An 18,833-nucleotide genomic window follows, 5' to 3' on the forward strand; every position below is an offset into this window, starting at 1 on the left:
GTATGGAGAAAGTTCTGTCAGTCAATGATTTGCACGTTTCTTTTACGACTTACGGCGGGACGGTTCAGGCGGTCAGAGGCGTGAGCTTCGATTTGTACAAAGGCGAAACCTTTGCCATTGTCGGTGAATCGGGCTGCGGCAAGAGCGTCACCTCTCAAAGCATTATGGGACTGCTCCCGCCCTATTCAGCGAAGGTGACAGACGGCAGCATTTTATTTAAAAACAAAGACCTTTGCCGTCTCTCTGACAGAGAAATGAGGAGCATAAGGGGCGCGGACATTTCAATGATTTTTCAAGACCCGATGACGGCGCTAAACCCGACGCTGACTGTCGGCGACCAGCTGGCGGAAGCGCTTCTTCGTCACAAAAGGATGACGAAAAAGGCGGCTGAGAAAGAGGTTCTGTCCATGCTTGCATTGGTCGGCATTCCGGATCCTGAAGCACGCCTGAAGCAGTACCCCCATCAATTCAGCGGCGGCATGAGACAGCGGATTGTCATTGCGATGGCGCTGATCTGCGAGCCTGATATTTTAATAGCGGATGAACCGACAACTGCCCTTGACGTCACCATACAGGCGCAAATACTGGAACTGTTTAAAGAGATTCAGCGAAAAACAAAGGTTTCTGTCATTTTGATCACACACGATTTAGGCGTGGTTGCCCAGGTTGCTGACAGGGTGGCTGTTATGTATGCCGGAAAAATAGCGGAAATTGGCACGAGAAAAGATATATTTTACAAGCCGCAGCACCCTTATACAAAAGGGCTGCTGAATTCTGTCCCGCGGCTGGATCTTGAGGGCGCGGAGCTGATTCCGATTGACGGCACGCCGCCGGATTTATTTTCACCGCCGCCGGGCTGCCCATTTGCCGCCCGTTGTCCGAGCAGAATGATCGTGTGCGACAGGGTATACCCTGATCAAACCGTTCGATCCGGCACGCACGCTGTTCACTGCTGGCTTCAGGATAAACGGGCTGAGCACGCGGTGCTGCCGGGAGCGAAGGATGAATAACGAAAAAGGGGGAAGAGGATGAAGAGAGTGAAGAAGCTATGGGGAATGGGCCTTGCACTGGGACTTTCATTTGCGCTGATGGGATGTACAGCTAATGAGCAGGCTGGAAAAGAAAGCGGAGAAGATAAGGCAAAGACAAGCGGAGAAAAGGTACTGTACTTAAATAATGAAAATGAACCGACCTCGTTTGATCCGCCGATCGGTTTTAATAACGTGTCTTGGCAGCCGTTAAATAACATCATGGAAGGGTTAACGCGCCTCGGCAAAGACAATGAACCGGAGCCGGCGATGGCAGAGAAGTGGTCTGTGTCGAAAGACAAGAAAACGTACACATTTACGATTCGGGAAAATGCGAAATGGACGAACGGAGACCCTGTGACAGCCGGAGATTTTGAATACGCTTGGAAACGGATGCTTGACCCGAAAACAGGAGCTTCTTCCGCGTTTCTCGGCTATTTTATTGAAGGCGGCGAAGCCTATAACAGCGGAAAAGGGAAAAGAGACGATGTGAAGGTGACGGCAAAGGATGATCACACCCTTGAAGTGACGCTTGCCGCACCGCAAAAATATTTCCTGAGCGTGGTGTCAAACCCGGCGTATTTTCCGGTTAACGAAAAAGTCGACAAAGAAAATCCAAAGTGGTTTGCTGAAGCCGATACATTTGTCGGAAACGGCCCGTTTAAACTGTCAGAATGGAAGCATGATGACAGCATCACAATGGAAAAAAGCGATACGTACTGGGATAAAGAAACCGTGAAGCTTGACAAAGTGAAATGGGCAATGGTGAGTGACAGAAATACAGATTACCAAATGTTCCAGTCCGGTGAATTGGACACCGCATACGTACCGGCTGAGCTAAGTGACCAGCTGCTGGATCAAGACAACGTGCACATCGTTGATCAGGCGGGTTTATACTTTTACCGCTTTAATGTCAATATGGAGCCGTTTCAAAATGAAAACATCAGAAAAGCTTTCGCAATGGCTGTTGATCAGAAGGAAATCGTAAAATACGTCACGAAAAACAATGAAAAACCGGCACACGCTTTTGTTTCGCCCGGGTTTACACAGCCTGACGGCAAGGACTTTCGGGAAGGGGGCGGAGACCTGATCACACCAAATGAAAACAAAGCGAAGCAGCTGCTGGAAAAAGGAATGAAGGAAGAGAAGTATGACAAGCTGCCTGCGGTCACGCTTACTTACAGTACGAAACCGGAGCATAAAAAGATTGCTGAAGCCATCCAGCAAAAATTGAAAAACACCCTTGGCGTCGATGTGAAGCTGGCCAATATGGAGTGGAACGTGTTTTTAGAGGAGCAAAAAGCGCTTAAGTTTCAATTCTCACAAAGCTCATTTCTGCCTGACTATGCGGACCCTATCAGTTTTCTGGAAGCCTTCCAAACAGGAAATTCAATGAACCGCACAGGCTGGACCAACAAAGAATATGATCAGCTGATGAAACAGGCGAAAAATGAAGCGGATGAAAAAACGCGTTTTTCACTCATGCATAAGGCGGAAAAGCTTCTCATCAATGAAGCGCCGATCATTCCGGTGTATTTCTATAATCAGGTCAATCTGCAAAACGAACATGTAAAGGACATCGTCCGGCACCCTGTCGGCTACATCGATTTAAAATGGGCCGATAAAAACTAACGCGGCGATTGAGAAAATACTGCTCTCTTTATGTGAAGGAGCGGTATTTTTTCTCTTATTTTCACGTATACGTAGGGTGCAGAGCAAATGAAGGGAGCTGATCGGAGTTGAATCACAAGCCGAACGCACTGAAAAAAGGCGATACAGTCGGTGTCATCGCACCTGCAAGCCCGCCTGATCCGAAAAAGCTTGAAACGGCGCTTTTGTTTTTAGAGGAGCTCGGTCTTCAGGTAAAGCTGGGCAAGGCGCTGAAAAACCAGCACGGCTATTTAGCGGGACAGGATGATGAGCGGCTGGCTGATCTGCACGAGATGTTCAAAGACCAGGAGGTGAAAGCGGTGCTGTGCGCATGCGGAGGCTTTGGCACGGGACGGATCGCTTCAGGCATTGATTACAGCTTGCTCCGCAAACATCCTAAAATTTTTTGGGGATACAGTGATATTACGTTTTTACATACCGCCATCCATCAAAACACGGGCCTCGTCACTTTTCACGGGCCGATGCTCAGCTCAGATATAGGCCTGGAAGACGTTCATCCCCTGACAAAAGCGTCGTATGAGCAGCTGTTTCAAGAGACAGTATTCACCTATACAGAAAAGCTTTCTCCGCTGACGGTGCTTGTTCCGGGAAAAGCGGAAGGAGAGCTTGTCGGCGGCAATCTTTCCTTGCTGTCATCGACACTCGGCACGCCGTTTGAAATTGATACGAGGGGAAAGCTCCTGTTTATTGAAGACATTGATGAAGAGCCGTATCAAATTGACCGGATGCTGAATCAGCTGAAAATGGCAGGGAAGCTGGCGGACGCAGCCGGTATTCTTGTTTGTGATTTTCATAACTGCATCCCGGTGAAGCGGGAGAAATCTTTGACACTTGAGCAGGTGCTCGAAGACTATATTGTGTCCGCCGGAAGGCCTGCTCTTAGAGGGTTTAAGATCGGCCACTGTTCGCCGAGTATTGCCGTTCCGATCGGTGCGCACGCTGCCATGGATACAGCCGAAAAAACGGTCGTCATTGAGGCGGGCGTTTCTGAAGGGGCGCTTTGAGTATGAAGATCACAAAAATAGACACGAAACGGGTCGCCGTGCCGCTGACAAAGCCGTTTAAAACGGCGCTTCGCACAGTGTATACGGCCGAATCTGTTATCGTCACGATCACTTATGATAATGGCGCAATCGGATGGGGAGAAGCGCCTCCGACAATTGTGATTACCGGAGACAGCATGGACAGTATTGAAAGTGCGATTCACAACGTCTTAAAGCCGGCACTGCTTGGAAGAAGACTGTCCGGCTGCGAGGCCATTCTGCATGACATCCAGCATCTTCTGGAAGGGAATCAAAGCGCAAAAGCAGCTGTAGAAATGGCTGTATACGACGGCTGGGCGCAGATGAGCGGACAGCCGCTTTACCAAATGCTCGGCGGATATCGAAGCACACTTGAAACGGACTACACCGTCAGTGTGAACTCGCCTGAAGAGATGGCGGCGGATGCAGAGAGCTTTCTTAAACAAGGCTTTCAAACGCTAAAAATAAAGGTTGGCAGAGATGACATTGAGACAGATATCTCCCGTATTCAAGAAATCAGAAAGCGTGTCGGGCCTGGGGTAAAGCTGCGTTTGGATGCCAATCAGGGATGGGTGCCGAAAGAAGCGGTAACGGCCATTCGGAAAATGGAGGATGCCGGCCTGGACATTGAGCTTGTCGAGCAGCCTGTCCATAAGGATGATCTTGCCGGGCTCAAGAAAGTTACGGATGCAACGGACACCCCAATCATGGCTGATGAAAGTGTATTTACTCCGCGACAGGCATTCGAAGTCCTTCAAACCCGCAGCGCCGATCTGATCAATATTAAATTGATGAAGGCAGGAGGAATCAGCGGTGCAGAGAAAATCAATGCCATGGCTGAGATTTGCGGGGTGGAGTGCATGGTCGGCAGCATGATCGAAACAAAGCTTGGCATAACAGCTGCGGCGCATTTCGCGGCAAGCAAAAAAAACATTACCCGCTTTGATTTCGACGCCCCGCTCATGCTGAAAACGGATTTGATCAAGGGCGGGATTATTTACAGCGGCAGCACGATTACGATGCCTGACAAAGCTGGTCTTGGCATTACCGGAGTCGTGCATCAGAAAGGAGGGATAGAGACATGAACCATACTGTTATATCAGCAGTTGCCAACATATGGACAGCACCTGATACACCTCGTCCATTTGATTACAAAATGCTCGATCCAACCGTGTCGATCAGAGAATGGCTCAATAGCATGACCTATGATCAGCGGCTTGGGTTATGTACAGATAATGTGATCCAGACGCAGGTTCTCTTTGGTGAGGAGGTGCTGGTCACGGCAGAACAGGATGAATGGGTGTCTGTCGTTGTGCCCGGCCAGTCATCCCGCAAGGATAAACGCGGTTATCCGGGCTGGATGAAAAAGAACCAGCTGAAAAACACAAATCTCCCACAATCGAATCACACCGTGGCGATCAGCAAACCAACAGCTTTTTTGTATGGGGATACCGGAGATAAGGAAATTGAACTGAGCTTCTTAACTGCTCTGCCGCTGATTGAAGAAGAGAATGGCTTTTTCAAGGTAGCGACTCCTTTTGGAGATAGGCTCCTGCGACAAACTGATGCGGCGCTTGTTCAGAATAAGAAAGGAACGGCGGAAGACATCATTCAGACAGGGGTAAGGTTTCTCGGGCTTCCTTATTTATGGGGAGGTATAAGCGGGTTTGGATTTGACTGCTCTGGTTTTATGTACAGCGTATTTAAAGCAAATGGATACAGGATTCCCCGTGATGCGGGAGACCAGGCGAAAACAGGGAAGGAAGTGCCGCTTCACGACATCGGTGCAGGTGATCTGCTGTTTTTTGCATATGAGGAAGGAAATGGAGCAATTCATCATGTAGGTCTGTCCATAGGAGACGGAAAAATGCTCCATTCTCCTAAAACAGGGAAATCGATCGAAATTATCACGCTGAAAGATACAGGATATGAAAAAGAGCTTTGTGCGGCACGCCGCTGTTTTTCAGAATGAGGAGGGAGACACATGACACCACTGCTAGAGGTCAGTCAGCTGAAAATGCATTTTGACGCAGGGAAAAAGCGAACAGTCAAAGCGGTCGACGGGGTAACCTTCCAGATTCATGAGGGGGAGACGTTCGGGCTTGTCGGAGAATCCGGCTGCGGGAAATCAACCTTGGGAAGAGTGCTGATGCGTCTTTACCATCCCACAGAAGGAAGCGTCAAATACCGCGGAACAAATCTTCACGCCCTCAGTGAGAAAGAGCAGTTTGCCTATAACCGCAAACTGCAGATGATTTTTCAGGACCCTTATGCATCGCTCAATCCGCGGATGACCGTTCGAGAAATCATTCTAGAGCCGATGGAAATTCACAATCTTTACAATACCCATAAAGCGCGGCTTCTCGTTGTGGACGAGCTGCTTGAGGCAGTGGGGCTTCACCCGGATTTCGGCAGCCGTTACCCGCATGAATTCAGCGGCGGTCAAAGGCAGAGAATCGGGATTGCCAGAGCTCTTTCATTGAATCCGGAGTTTATCGTAGCGGACGAACCGATTTCTGCGCTTGATGTGTCGGTTCAGGCGCAAGTGGTCAACCTGCTGAAGCGGCTTCAAAAAGAAAAAGGGCTCACATTTCTGTTTATTGCCCATGATTTATCGATGGTAAAGCATATCAGCGACAGGATCGGCGTTATGTACTTAGGCCACATGATGGAAATTACAGATAGCGGCACATTGTATCGTGAACCGCTGCACCCGTATACGAAGGCGCTGCTGTCCTCGATTCCGATTCCGGACCCCGAATTAGAGGACAAGCGTGAGCGCATCATTTTAAAAGGGGAGCTGCCGAGTCCGGTACATCCGCCGAGCGGCTGTGTGTTTCGGACGCGCTGCCCGGAGGCGATGCCTGAATGCGGGGAATCACGCCCTTTGCTTCAAGAAATCGAAGCCGGCCGTTTCGTTGCCTGCCATTTATATCGAAATGCTGAAACGAAAGAAAAGGTAAGATAAACAAAAAGCTGGCTCCGTTGTTGGGAGCCAGCTTTCATTTATCATTGCTGTAAAAATTTCACGCACACCGGATAAGGGACAGAAACGGTTGAAGGAAGCAGCGTCAGCCGGCCTGTCTCTGTGTCTCTTTCAAACAATACGAGATTGCCCGTTTCTTCATTTGAAGCGACAAGGAAGGTCTCCGTTGGATCCAGCACAAAGTCACGAGGCCAGTTTCCTTCAGTCGATACTCTTTCCACAAATGCCAGCTCGCCTGAATATTGATTTACTTCAAACACAGCGATGCTGTCATGGCCGCGGTTTGCAACGTAAACAAAACGCCCATCCTGAGTGACGTGAATGGCGCTTCCCTGGCTGTTATCTGTGAAATCATCAGGGATGGCAGAGACAACTTGAAGTTCTCTGAATTCGCCGGCTGTCGGATTGTATTCAAGCGCAATCACTTCATTGCTTAATTCTGTCATGACATATGCGTATTTTTCTTTCGGGTGAAAAGCGATATGGCGAGGGCCTGCACCGGGAGCGAAGGAATGGCTTCCGGATTCAGTTAATTCACCGTCTTTCAGCTTATAGGTGTACAGCTTATCTGTTCCTAAGTCAACCGCTACGACATAATTATGTTCAGGTGTAAAGCCCGCATAGTGTGTATGCGGCTTTTCCTGTCTTTCATGCGGACCCTTTCCTGTATGGGCGGCTTCTGAAGCGGGAGATTGCAAACCTCCGTCTTGTTGAACCGGAAAAGCGTGCACCTTCCCGCTGTGATAGTTGGCTGTCAATACGAATTGCTGATGATCATCGACGCTCACGTGGCATGGCGATGGGCCATCGATTAACTGATGATTCAGAAATGTTAATTCGCCGCTGTTTTTATCGATTTTATAGGCAGCAATACCGCCTTTACCGTCTGCTTTTTCAATTGAATAAAGAATCGTGTTGTCTTTATTCGGCGTCACATATGTGGGGTTTCCCAGCTTTGCGGCAAGTTTTGGCTCGCTGAGTGTTTTTTTCTCAGTATCCAGCTCGAATGAATAAATGCCTTCACTTCCGCCTTTTGTATATGTTCCGACATATCCTATGTACTTTGTCATGCGATTTCCCCCTTAAAAATGATGTCATCTCTATATTAACGTATCTTAAAGAAATACGCTGTTCAAAACATGAAAAAGGGGAGTATTCTTCAATCGCCTCGAATGAGCGGCATCGTACAGCATCTGAAGGAACCGCCTGATTTGATAATTTCTGACAAGTCAATTTCGATGATGTGATAGCCTCTTTTGGATAATTCACGATTCACATGACGATTGCCCGGCAGGCTGATGATGGTCTTTCTGCCGATAGACAGGACGTTTGTGCCAAGTGTAAATTGTTCGTTTTCGGGTACCTCAATGAGATTGTAACGCTCTGCCAGCATATCGACTTCCTGCTGCGGAAGGGCTTCAGGGTAGATTAATGCTTCGCTTTCAGAAATGATATTAAATACGCAGTCCAGATGCAGAAATTTTTCATGGAGCGGAACTGAGATGATGGTATATTCAGGAAGCTCTTCTTGCAGCTGGCCGACCGCTGAGATGTCCGTGCGCTGGCTGATTCCGACATAAACGGTATCGCCATCTATGACGACGTCCCCGCCTTCAATGCTAGTATCCAGCATCCGGGTATAAGGAATTCCTTGATTGTGGAAAAATTCTTTTATCACAGCTTCTTCCCCTTGGCGAATGGGCTCAGTCATGCTGGAAAGAAAGGCTTTTTCCCCGATGACAAAACCGATATCCCGGGTAAATACCTGCTCAGGCAGTCCGTGCTGAACAGGCAAAAGGATGACCTCAATGCTGTGTGACCTGAGCTCTTCTACTAAGCGTTTGTGCTGCTCTTTGGCGGTTTTGACCTGAATATTGTCATCTTCAAAATGTTTTTGGGTTTCATTAATAACGTCCTTAATTGTCATATGCTCGGGTTTGCATAAAATAACTTTCTTCAAGGTGTCATATTCTGTTTGGCATACCGTTTTGTGCTGATGTTTTGGAACGGATACATCCATTTGTTTCTCCTCCTGACCGTGTGAAGAATACGTATATTATTCCCTTGTCAGCCAAATCATTAAACATTTAAGAAAGAAAACCTGACAGACAAATCATTTTAAATTTTAGACAAATGGATGAGAATATTGTTTAATAGGAGAATATGAGTGCATTTACTAATCGATCAGACATCAAAGGGGAGAAAGGTATGGAAGCACAGGAAACAAAATATTGTAAAGAGTCAAAGGTTGTGAAAACCAGCAGGGTATTCCCTCTCGATACGAACAATCATAATACGCTGTTTGGCGGAAAACTGATGAGTTATATCGATGATATTGCCTCTATTTCCGCAGCGCGCCATTGCAGACGTGATACGGTAACGGCTTCGATGGACTCTGTCGATTTTCTGAAACCGATCGGGCAAAGGGAGTCTGTCTGCTTGGAATCATATGTGACTTGGGTCGGCACATCTTCCATGGAGGTGTTTGTGAAAGTCATCAAAGAGCATCTGATGACTGGTGAACGGGAGCTCGCCGCGACTTCCTTTTTGACCTTTGTCGCATTAGACTCAAACGGCAAGCCGGTGCCTGTGCCGAGAGTTGTACCGGAAACAGAAGAGGAAATCATGCTGCATAACACAGCGGTTCAGCGTGCCAGTGAACGGAAAAACCGAAAAAAACACAGTCAGGCGCTGGCAAATGCGCTTGGAACAGACAAGCCTTGGTAAACATGAAACCCAAAACATACGTTGTTTTGGGTTTTTTTGTGCCTTCTATTAATTTGCTGATAATGGTGATCATTACAAAGGTTAGTCCGTTTTTGCTAGGGGATTCTATAAAAAAGCAACAATTGTCACGTTAAATTGATAATTTTGTGACAACTTTATTAAAGATTCATTTTGAATATATCTTTTAAAGGTAAGATCATGTATTTTAAAGATATATTTTAAATACATCTTTTCGGAAGGGTTGTTAAACGATGTTAGATAACAAAACAATCGAAATCATAAAAAGCACTGTACCAGTATTACAGCAGCACGGAGAATCCATTACAGGACGTTTTTACGACCTCATGTTCCAAGATCATCCTGAGCTTTTAAACATTTTTAATCAAACAAATCAAAAGAAAAAAACACAGCGTACCGCTCTGGCAAATGCCGTTATTGCAGCTGCAGCCAATATTGACCAGCTTGGCAATATCATTCCGGTCGTCAAACAAATCGGCCATAAACACCGCAGTATCGGTATTAAGCCTGAACATTATCCGATTGTCGGCAAATATTTGCTGATTGCGATTAAAGATGTTTTGGGAGATGCAGCGACCCCTGACATTATGCAGGCGTGGGAGAAAGCGTATGGAGTTATAGCTGACGCTTTTATCGGAATTGAAGAAGAAATGTATGAACAAGCGGAACACCAAACTGGCGGATGGAAGGAGTATAAGTCTTTCGTCGTTGCGAAAAAAGTGCATGAAAGCAAAGAAATAACATCCTTCTATTTGAAACCGGAAGACGGCAAGCCGTTACCTGAATTTCAAGCAGGGCAGTATATCAGCATCAAAGTCCGGATTCCTGATTCTGAATATACGCATATCCGTCAATACAGCTTGTCTGATATGCCGGGAAAAGACTATTATCGAATTTCAGTTAAGAAAGACGGTGCTGTGTCTTCTTATTTACACGAAGGGCTGCATGAGGGGGATTCATTAGAAATCAGCGCACCGGCAGGAGATTTTGTTTTAGATTCTTCATCCCGCAAAGATCTCGTTCTGCTTAGTGCCGGAGTTGGCATCACACCTATGATCAGCATGCTGAAAACGTCTGTTTCCAAACAGCCTGAGCGGCAGATTCTGTTTATCCATGCCGCGAAAAATAGTGAATACCACGCGCTGCGCGATGAAGCAGAAGAGGCAGCAGAGCATTCTTCTGTTAAAACGGCATTTGTGTATCGCGAGCCGACAGAAGAAGACCGCGCGGGTGACATTCAATTTCATGAAGGTCAAATTGACCAGCAGTTCCTCAAAAGCCTGATCGCCAATACAGATGCGGATTATTATATTTGCGGTTCACCGTCATTTATCACTCAAATGCATAAGCTTGTATCGGAGCTCGGGTCAGCGCCAGAGTCTATCCATTACGAACTGTTCGGTCCTCAATTAAGTTTGGCACAGTCCATTTCTTAACATACACGCAGCTCTTTTCTTATATGAGAAGGGCTTTTTTTAGGAAAATAGAAGAAGGCGGACGAGCGCCTTCTTCTACATCCGCACAATGACTGATCCGCCTCCGCTTGAGCATACGCGATTTTGCTGCTCTTGAATCGTTCTCAGCAATTCATTGTTCACCTCGATGGCTCTGATCAAATGCTCCATTTTAAGCTCTAAACCGGCCAGCCTGTCAGCTGTATGGTATGGCTGATAGGCTGCGGATTTTGACTGTATGCTTTCATATTGCCAATTGGCACTCTTATGCTGATGTTTCATGCTGTCCCTCCAATAACATGAGTTTCTACTATGTTATGTGCCTGTATTCTGCACGTTCGCCTATTTAGGTGCTGGATGAAGAGGTAAGATATGCATAGCGTTTCAGTTACAGGGAACAATATATTCATTATGACTAGCGGATGGAGGGCAATGATCAGTGTTATGGATGGTATGGGCATTTTTATTCAAGCCTGTTATCGTGTTTTCGATTGCATATATTTTGTTTCGGCTTGCCGGAAAAAAAGCCGTGTCACAAATGAACAATTTTGATTTGCTTTTGACCTTCGCAATCGGAACCATTATCAGTGAGCCAATCCTCACATCCAAGCTGCCAATGTCTATTTATTACGCAGGCGCCTTTTTATTGCTTTATCTTCTGATGAGCAAGCTTGCTCTTTCTAATAAGTGGAGATGGCTGCTGGTGGTCAGTCCGACAGTGTTAATCCGGAACGGGGATATCGATGAGCGTGGACTCAAAAAAGAGAGGCTGACCGTCAATGAGCTGCTCGGAAAACTGAGAGAAAAGGGCTATGCAGATCCGGCTGATATTGATCTTGCCATCATTGAAGAAACGGGAGAAGTAAGCGTGATCCCGACAGAAGAAGCGAGAGCAGTGCAGGTGCGGGATTTGAATATGGAGGCTGAACGGAACTTTATCCCGATACCCCTTATATTGGACGGCGAGATCCTTGATCACAATTTGAAGTACCTTCAAAAAAACCGAAGCTGGCTGTTTGAAAAGCTTGAGGAAAAAGGGCACAGCCCAAAACAGCTGTCTTTGGTCACGCTCGGCACGTTAAATGACCGCGGTGACATCTCACTCGATTTGAATACATCCAACGATGCGCACCATGATCCGTATTTGTACAAGCCTGGGAATAACAATTAAATGTGCTGCCGACATTCTTTCGGCGCTTTTTTGATAGATTAGATTGTGCCTTCTGCAAAGGAAATGTTCCCCCTTACGTCAAAATGTACACATAGGTAAGGAGGGAATGGAACATGAGGGACTTATTCATTAGAAAAGACATGGCGCCGACAGTCAGTCTGCTGTATTCCGCAGTGGAAGAAAACAGCCTCCGTCTGGCATCCATTGTTAGCCGCATGACTCACAGAGAGCTATATTATAAGGGGTGCTGTCAAACAAAAAACAGCACGGCACAGCTGATGCAGCATATCGCAAATGTTGATATCAGATGGGTGTGGCGCATAAAGGAGAATCGGGTCCCAGAACATATTGAAGACATTTACGGCCCGATGACAGATGAAAGCGGACGATTGCCTGAACCAAAGAATCAGCTGGGTTTAGAAGAACTTTTGACAAGACATCAACATGTCATAAACGAGCTGAAATCGGTATGTAAGACCTTGACGGAGAACGATTTGCATCAGACGCTTTCTTACGAGGGTGACAAGGCAACAGTAAGATGGGGGATATGGCATATGGCGGATCATAATCGCTATCATCAAGCTCATATTGAAGCCCTTAAAAAAGAATGGAAGCAGGATATGATCAAAAATGGGCGCTGAAACGAAGCTTGTGACCGAACGGATTCGTTTGCGCTGTATGGAGGACCGGGATCAAGAATCTTTACTTGAGCTTTTCAGCGACCCTGAAGTGATGAAATATTATTCCGGTTTAAAAGATAAACGGCAAACCCGCGAGTGGATTGCTTGGAACAAAAGAAATGAAAAAGGGTACCGGGTCAGTCTCTGGATCGCCGAAGACATACAGACGGGGGATTTTTTAGGCCAATGCGGAATCGTGCCTCAGCAAACCGAAAATGAAACGGCAATGGAAATCGGCTATATGTTTGCCCGCCGGCACTGGGGAAACGGCTATGCGCAAGAAGCGGCCAAAGCCTGCCTGGACTATGGTTTCAAGGAGCGGCAGTACGGCAAAATTGCGGCTTTGATTGACCCGGATAACAAAGCGTCTTTACGGGTGGCAGAGAAAATCGGCATGCTTTACAGCCGGACGATCAGAAAATGGAATAAACCGATCGCTGTGTATGAAAGAAAATCTTACAATTGAAGACAGCGTCGAGGTGTAGTATCATAAGACCAGATAAAGTTTTCTAGGGTTCCGCATGTTAATTAACATGGACTGGTCCGAGAGAAAACACATATGCGCATCATAACAGCGCATATGCACACGGAGGGAAAAAAGCCCGGGAGAGTCAAGCTCATTATGAGTCGACTGTCCGGGGTTTTTTTGTTTTCGGAGAATTTTATTGCATAAATAGAAAGGAATGATGTGATATGAAATGGGGATTGGTTGTGCTAGCCGCCGTGTTTGAGGTTGTTTGGGTTGTGGGCTTAAAGCATGCTGACTCAGTCTTAACATGGAGCGGAACTGCCGTCGGTATCATAGTTAGCTTTTATTTGTTAATGAAGGCGACAGCCAGCCTGCCGGTCGGTACAGTATACGCCGTCTTTACAGGCCTTGGCACGGCAGGAACGGTGATGAGTGAAATGTTTCTGTTTCACGAACCGGTCGGATTGCCGAAGCTTTTGTTAATCGGCGTGCTCTTAATCGGTGTGATCGGATTGAAGCTTGTGACACAGGATGAGGCTGATGAAAAAGGAGGCGAGGCATAATGCTTCATTGGATCAGTTTATTAGGCGCGGGATTTTTGGAAATGGCAGGCGTCGCACTTATGAATCAATTTGCGAAAGAAAAAAGCCCCAAATGGGTAGTGCTGATCATTATCGGTTTTGCCGCCTCATTTTCCTTATTATCTTTTGCTATGGAAACCATTCCGATGGGCACCGCTTACGCCGTTTGGACAGGAATCGGCACCGCGGGCGGGGCGCTTATCGGCATTCTCTTTTACAATGAGCCGAAAGACGCCAAACGAATCTTCTTTATCGCTTTAATCTTATGCTCAGCCGTCGGTTTAAAAATTCTGTCATAAATTGATTTTTATCAAATCTTCAGTATAATGGATAATTAGTTTAGACTTACAAAGATAAGAGGGATTATTCATGAAATCATATATGACCCAGCGGTTAAATGAATACCGTGACGGAAATGAAGATAAAGGGCGTCTCTTGGTCAGCTGTCCCGATCAGCCGGGAATTGTTGCTGCGGTTTCTGCGTTTTTATTAGAACATGGCGCCAATATTATTGAATCCAATCAATATACGACAGATCCTGAAGGCGGGCGTTTTTTCCTGAGAATTGACTTCGACTGTGAAGGCATTCAGGAGAAAAAAGAAAAACTCCAGGACGCGTTTTCGTCTATTGCGGATACATTCGACATGACGTGGAGCTTAACGATGGCCAGCGAGCTGAAGCGTGTCGCTATTTTTGTATCAAAGGAGCTTCACTGTCTGCATGAGCTCATTTGGGAATGGCAAACAGGCAATCTCATGGCGGAAATCGCGGTTGTCATCAGCAACCATGAAGATGCGAGAGACCTTGTTGAACCGCTGAACATTCCATTCCACTATTTAAAAGCGAACAAAGATATCAGAGCGGAAGTTGAGAAACAGCAGCTTGAACTGCTGGAGCAATATGATATTGATGTGATCGTTCTTGCTCGCTACATGCAGATCTTAACGCCTGATTTTGTGTCGGCTCATCCGAATCGAATCATCAATATCCACCATTCCTTCCTGCCTGCTTTTATCGGTGCCAATCCGTATAAACGGGCTTATGAGCGGGGGGTCAAATTGATTGGCGCAACTTCTCACTATGTCACAAATGACCTTGATGAAGGGCCGATCATTGAACAGGACATTGAGCGTGTTGACCACCGCGACAATGCCGACGCGCTGAAAAATATCGGCAGAACGATTGAACGCAGCGTTCTTGCCCGCGCTGTGAAATGGCACCTGGAAGACCGCGTCATCGTTCACGAAAATAAAACCATTGTCTTTAACTAGACTGCCAGACGCCCGCGCAATGCGGGCTTTTTTGATGTGGAAAAAACCTTGACAAGAGGCTTTTTTCTTTGCATAATATAAAAAAATCATTGAGCGTTGAAGAGGATTAGTAAGCAGACCTTTCTGTGACAGAGAGCAAAATGAGTGGCTGAAACATTTTGCCGCATGAAACCTGCCGAACCTGCCTTGGAGTCTTAGGGGGAAAACCTAGGCGCATAACCTGGCGTTACAGGGAAGCGGAACGTGCTGAAGTGCGTTCAAACAAGGTGGTACCACGGAAACCCATTTCGTCCTTATTAATGAGGATGAAATGGGTTTTTTTATTGTAAGTTGGCTGGCGAAGAGCCGCGGAGGAGAATAAATGAAAAAACAAAGAATAGTAGTGAAGATAGGAAGCAGTTCGCTTACAAATAGCAAAGGAAGCATTGATGAGGTAAAAATCAGAGAACACGTTCAGGCAATTTCTCTTTTGAAAAAAGCGGGGCATGAAATGATTTTGATTACCTCGGGAGCAGTAGCGGCGGGGTTTTACAGTCTCGGTTATCCGTCCCGTCCTGTTACCCTCAAGGGAAAGCAGGCCGCAGCCGCGGTCGGACAAACACTGTTAATGCAGCAATACATGAATCAATTTAAACAATACTCACTTACCCCGGGGCAAATCCTTTTGACGAGAAATGATTTTTCGAAGAGAGAGCGGTATCGAAACGCGTATGCAACGATTATGGAATTGCTGGAGCGCGGTGTTATCCCGGTTATTAATGAAAATGACTCTACGTCTGTTGAAGAATTGACTTTTGGCGACAATGATATGCTCTCTGCTTTGGTCAGCGGATTAATTCATGCAGACCAGCTCATGATCCTGACTGACATTAACGGGCTGTATGATGCCAATCCAAATGAAAATCCTGATGCGAAACGATTTGATTATTTGCCGGAGATCACCCCTGAATTGCTGGGATACGCGGGTTCAGCCGGATCAAAGGTCGGCACGGGCGGTATGAAATCAAAGCTGTTAGCTGCACAAACCGCACTGTCTCTTGGGGTCAAAGTGTTCATCGGAACAGGCAGCGGCGAACAAAAGCTGGCGGATATTTTAGACGGCAGGGGAGATGGGACTTATATCGGCGACAAGGAGCTATCCTCAGTCAACAATACGAGACAATGGATTCAATTCCACTCGCCGATATCAGGGGAAATCGTCATTGACGCGGGTGCCGAAGAGGCGATGGTTCATAACGGAAGCAGTCTTTTACCGGCTGGCGTAGTGGGCGTGAACGGGAGCTTTCCAAAAGGGGCTGTCGTGGAAGTCCGGGGACCGGGCGGTGTGATCGGCAAAGGCCAGACCCATTATTCATCAGAGGAGATTATGGAGGCAAAAGGCAAACGAAGCAATGAGCTTGATTTTGACAAAACGTTTGAGGTCATTCACAGGAATGACTGGGTCAACTTAAAAGACTAGGGGGCGGAAAAATGAGTGAAGTTTCTGTAAAAGCGAAGCTGGCGAAAGAAGCAGCAGCTGAAATGATGATGAAAACAACGGCTGAAAAAAATGAGGCGCTCAGTCTCATTGCAAATGGACTCCGTAAAGAATTGGATTTTCTCTTATCAGAAAATGCAAAAGACATTGAGAACGGAAAAGCAAATGGGTTAACACCCGATGTCATTGACCGTCTCACGCTGGATGAGAAACGCATACGCGACATCGCGGACGCGGTAGAGCTATTGATTGATCTGGCTGACCCAGTCGGCGAATCTCTTGAAACAATTGAAAAAGCGAACGGCCTGTTTATTGAAAAAATCCGTGTGCCGCTCGGTGTTGCCGGAATGATTTACGAGGCGAGGCCAAACGTCACAGTTGATGCGGCTACCCTTTGCCTGAAAACAGGAAATGCGGTTGTCCTGCGGGGGAGCTCCTCGGCCATTCACAGCAACAAAGCACTCGTCAGTGTTATTCACAGAGCGCTTGAGCAATCAGCGCTTCCAATCAACGCTGTGCAGCTGATTGAGGATACGAGCAGAGAGACAGCAAAAGAACTCTTTACGTTAAATGACGGATTGGATGTATTGATTCCGCGCGGAGGAAAAAAACTGATCGATCTCGTTGTAAGAGAATCAACAGTCCCGGTATTAGAAACCGGAGCCGGCAACTGTCATATTTTCATAGATGAAACGGCAAATCAGCAAATGGCTGAAAAGATTGTCATAAACGCCAAAACGCAGCGCCCTTCCGTGTGCAACGCGATTGAATCACTGCTGATCCACAAAGCGTGGGCAGAGCAGCACGGAAAAGAATTGCTGACGCAGCTGGAAAAAGCGGGAGTCGAAATCCGCGGCGATGAATTCGTATGCGGGCTTCATTCTTCAAGCAAACAGGCGTCAAAAGAAGATTGGGGAACGGAATACTTAGGGCCTGTCATCAGTGTAAAGACGGTTGAAAGTGTACAGGAAGCTGTGCAGCATATCCAGAAATACGGCACTAATCATTCTGAAGCCATTTTAACTGAAAACGATAAGCATGCGGCTTACTTTCAAACGGCTGTAGACGCCGCCGCGGTCTATCATAACGCGTCGACCCGTTTTACCGATGGCTTTGAATTTGGCTACGGAGCAGAAATCGGCATCAGTACACAAAAGCTTCATGCAAGAGGACCGATGGGGCTTCCTGCATTAACTTCTACAAAATATATCATTAAAGGAACAGGACAAATTCGCGAATAGCGGGGCAATGTTCGATGAAAAAGCTTATCTCGTAACGGAATAAGCTTTTTTTTGTGCACTAAAAAATTGACACCGCAAATTAGATTGTGTACAATTTAATTGTATAAAATATATTTAGGGGGATACAAAAATGAGTCAGCCATTATTTACAGCGTCTGTTTCAGCCGTAGGAGGAAGAGAAGGAAAGGTAATTTCATCAGACCGCGTTCTCGAGCTCGATGTCGCAATGCCGGGAACACCGAGATCAAAGAAATTAGAAAAAGCGACAAATCCGGAGCAGCTGTTTGCGGCAGGTTACGCAGCTTGCTTTGACAGTGCACTTCAGCTTGTAGCAAGAACAGAACGAGTAAAAGTGGAGACAGAGGTTACAGCGCATGTCAGCCTGCTAAAGGATGAAGCAGATCAGGGCTACAAACTGGGTGTGACGCTGCAGGTGAAAGGAAAAGGAGTCAGTGCATCAGAATTACAGGCACTTGTCCAAAAAGCGCACGGTGTCTGCCCTTATTCAAAAGCAACATCCGGCAATATCGATGTCACATTGGAAGTCGCTGAATAAAAAATGAGGATGCCTCACATAGGGCATCCTCATTTTTTTTGGTGCAGCGTTTCAAGCAATGTATATAGAGCCGATTTTAAGTGTTTTAATTCCTCGCCGGACTGGCCTGAGAGTCCCAGAATCGTTCCCGGAATATCAGCCGCTTTTTCTTTTAATAACGTTCCGTTCTCTGTCAGGCTGATCATCACCAACCGCTCATCCTCTTCAGATCTTTTTCTGGTAATCAAGTCCTGCTGCTCCATCCGTTTCAGCATCGGTGTCAGCGTTCCGGAATCCAAATACAGAAGCTCGCCCATTTTTTTGACGGAAAGTGTTTCGTGTTCCCACAATAAAAGCAAAGCCAAATATTGAGGGTATGTCACATTCAGCTTTTCAAGCAGCGGCTTGTACTGCTTTGTCATTTCCCGCGAACTCGCATAAAGCAAAAAACAAAGCTGATTCTCTAATTTCATATGATCAAATCCATTTTGCATCTGTGTT

Annotated in this window: 21 protein-coding genes and 1 riboswitch; of the genes, 17 read left to right on the forward strand and 4 right to left on the reverse strand. The window is 46.6% G+C overall.

Annotated features, from left to right (window positions below):
• Positions 1–2 precede the first annotated feature (2 nt).
• From NSS75_RS07310 to NSS75_RS07335, 6 genes are all read left to right on the forward strand, one after another.
• The gene (locus NSS75_RS07310) at positions 3–1,010 is read left to right on the forward strand and encodes an ABC transporter ATP-binding protein (protein WP_101860744.1); all 1,008 of its coding nucleotides are present in this window, start codon (positions 3–5) and stop codon (positions 1,008–1,010) included.
• An 18-nt stretch (positions 1,011–1,028) separates the two neighbouring features.
• Positions 1,029–2,660, forward strand: coding sequence for a dipeptide ABC transporter substrate-binding protein DppE (gene dppE, locus NSS75_RS07315; RefSeq protein ID WP_038954184.1), 1,632 nt, complete (start codon positions 1,029–1,031; stop codon positions 2,658–2,660).
• A gap of 107 nt (positions 2,661–2,767) precedes the next feature.
• Positions 2,768–3,703 carry an LD-carboxypeptidase gene (locus tag NSS75_RS07320; protein ID WP_024121105.1) on the forward strand — a complete coding sequence of 312 codons (936 nt, stop codon included), beginning with the start codon at positions 2,768–2,770 and terminating at the stop codon, positions 3,701–3,703.
• A gap of 2 nt (positions 3,704–3,705) precedes the next feature.
• Positions 3,706–4,806 carry an L-Ala-D/L-Glu epimerase gene (ykfB, locus tag NSS75_RS07325; RefSeq protein WP_095713478.1) on the forward strand — a complete coding sequence of 367 codons (1,101 nt, stop codon included), beginning with the start codon at positions 3,706–3,708 and terminating at the stop codon, positions 4,804–4,806.
• Positions 4,803–5,693: a C40 family peptidase gene (locus NSS75_RS07330; protein ID WP_339236782.1), complete on the forward strand. Its 891-nt coding sequence runs from the start codon at positions 4,803–4,805 to the stop codon at positions 5,691–5,693. Before ykfB ends, NSS75_RS07330 begins: the two co-directional genes overlap by 4 nt.
• A 12-nt stretch (positions 5,694–5,705) precedes the next feature.
• Positions 5,706–6,689, forward strand: coding sequence for an oligopeptide/dipeptide ABC transporter ATP-binding protein (locus tag NSS75_RS07335; RefSeq protein ID WP_101865257.1), 984 nt, complete (start codon positions 5,706–5,708; stop codon positions 6,687–6,689).
• Positions 6,690–6,730: 41 nt separating this feature from the next.
• Here the strand turns inward: NSS75_RS07335 and pgl are convergent, their stop codons facing one another.
• Together pgl and NSS75_RS07345 are read right to left on the reverse strand one after the other, a co-directional pair.
• Positions 6,731–7,777 carry a 6-phosphogluconolactonase gene (gene pgl / locus NSS75_RS07340; protein WP_024121108.1) on the reverse strand — a complete coding sequence of 349 codons (1,047 nt, stop codon included), beginning with the start codon at positions 7,775–7,777 and terminating at the stop codon, positions 6,731–6,733.
• Positions 7,778–7,866: 89 nt separating this feature from the next.
• Entirely contained in the window at positions 7,867–8,727 is an 861-nt protein-coding gene (locus tag NSS75_RS07345; RefSeq protein WP_103671577.1) for a dimethylarginine dimethylaminohydrolase family protein, read from the reverse strand.
• A gap of 188 nt (positions 8,728–8,915) precedes the next feature.
• On the opposite strand from NSS75_RS07345, the gene NSS75_RS07350 reads away from it, so the two are divergent.
• Together NSS75_RS07350 and hmpA are read left to right on the forward strand one after the other, a co-directional pair.
• Positions 8,916–9,434: an acyl-CoA thioesterase gene (locus NSS75_RS07350; protein ID WP_024121110.1), complete on the forward strand. Its 519-nt coding sequence runs from the start codon at positions 8,916–8,918 to the stop codon at positions 9,432–9,434.
• Positions 9,435–9,685: 251 nt separating this feature from the next.
• The gene (gene hmpA / locus NSS75_RS07355; RefSeq protein WP_339236787.1) at positions 9,686–10,888 is read left to right on the forward strand and encodes an NO-inducible flavohemoprotein; all 1,203 of its coding nucleotides are present in this window, start codon (positions 9,686–9,688) and stop codon (positions 10,886–10,888) included.
• A gap of 75 nt (positions 10,889–10,963) precedes the next feature.
• Here the strand turns inward: hmpA and NSS75_RS07360 are convergent, their stop codons facing one another.
• Positions 10,964–11,188, reverse strand: coding sequence for a hypothetical protein (locus tag NSS75_RS07360; RefSeq protein WP_103671579.1), 225 nt, complete (start codon positions 11,186–11,188; stop codon positions 10,964–10,966).
• 157 nt (positions 11,189–11,345) lie between these two features.
• On the opposite strand from NSS75_RS07360, the gene NSS75_RS07365 reads away from it, so the two are divergent.
• The 9 genes from NSS75_RS07365 to NSS75_RS07405 all read left to right on the forward strand — a co-directional run bounded on the left by NSS75_RS07365 (position 11,346) and on the right by NSS75_RS07405 (position 18,353).
• Positions 11,346–12,077, forward strand: coding sequence for a DUF421 domain-containing protein (locus NSS75_RS07365; protein WP_024121113.1), 732 nt, complete (start codon positions 11,346–11,348; stop codon positions 12,075–12,077).
• Positions 12,078–12,190: 113 nt separating this feature from the next.
• Positions 12,191–12,718 (forward strand): DinB family protein, encoded by a 528-nt coding sequence (locus NSS75_RS07370; RefSeq protein ID WP_103671580.1) that lies wholly within the window; start codon positions 12,191–12,193, stop codon positions 12,716–12,718.
• Positions 12,708–13,223 carry a GNAT family N-acetyltransferase gene (locus NSS75_RS07375; protein WP_024121114.1) on the forward strand — a complete coding sequence of 172 codons (516 nt, stop codon included), beginning with the start codon at positions 12,708–12,710 and terminating at the stop codon, positions 13,221–13,223. Before NSS75_RS07370 ends, NSS75_RS07375 begins: the two co-directional genes overlap by 11 nt.
• A 32-nt stretch (positions 13,224–13,255) precedes the next feature.
• A riboswitch (guanidine-I (ykkC/yxkD leader) is annotated at positions 13,256–13,368 on the forward strand.
• Positions 13,369–13,450: 82 nt separating this feature from the next.
• Positions 13,451–13,789, forward strand: coding sequence for a multidrug efflux SMR transporter (locus NSS75_RS07380; RefSeq protein ID WP_024121115.1), 339 nt, complete (start codon positions 13,451–13,453; stop codon positions 13,787–13,789).
• Entirely contained in the window at positions 13,789–14,106 is a 318-nt protein-coding gene (locus tag NSS75_RS07385; RefSeq protein ID WP_024121116.1) for a multidrug efflux SMR transporter, read from the forward strand. Before NSS75_RS07380 ends, NSS75_RS07385 begins: the two co-directional genes overlap by 1 nt.
• A gap of 70 nt (positions 14,107–14,176) precedes the next feature.
• Positions 14,177–15,079: a formyltetrahydrofolate deformylase gene (purU, locus tag NSS75_RS07390; protein ID WP_024121117.1), complete on the forward strand. Its 903-nt coding sequence runs from the start codon at positions 14,177–14,179 to the stop codon at positions 15,077–15,079.
• A 361-nt stretch (positions 15,080–15,440) separates the two neighbouring features.
• A complete protein-coding gene (proB, locus tag NSS75_RS07395) occupies positions 15,441–16,538 on the forward strand; it encodes a glutamate 5-kinase (RefSeq protein ID WP_216394641.1) in 1,098 nt (365 codons plus the stop codon).
• An 11-nt stretch (positions 16,539–16,549) separates the two neighbouring features.
• Positions 16,550–17,797, forward strand: a complete 1,248-nt coding sequence (proA, locus tag NSS75_RS07400) for a glutamate-5-semialdehyde dehydrogenase (protein ID WP_339236792.1) — start codon at positions 16,550–16,552, stop codon at positions 17,795–17,797.
• A 130-nt stretch (positions 17,798–17,927) separates the two neighbouring features.
• Positions 17,928–18,353 (forward strand): organic hydroperoxide resistance protein, encoded by a 426-nt coding sequence (locus NSS75_RS07405; protein WP_216394639.1) that lies wholly within the window; start codon positions 17,928–17,930, stop codon positions 18,351–18,353.
• Positions 18,354–18,382: 29 nt separating this feature from the next.
• On the opposite strand, the gene NSS75_RS07410 is transcribed toward NSS75_RS07405, so the two are convergent.
• Positions 18,383–18,826: a MarR family transcriptional regulator gene (locus NSS75_RS07410; protein ID WP_095713468.1), complete on the reverse strand. Its 444-nt coding sequence runs from the start codon at positions 18,824–18,826 to the stop codon at positions 18,383–18,385.
• Positions 18,827–18,833 lie beyond the last annotated feature (7 nt).

This window comes from Bacillus sp. FSL K6-1012 (assembly GCF_037964915.1).
In the GTDB taxonomy this organism is placed as follows: domain Bacteria; phylum Bacillota; class Bacilli; order Bacillales; family Bacillaceae; genus Bacillus; species Bacillus halotolerans.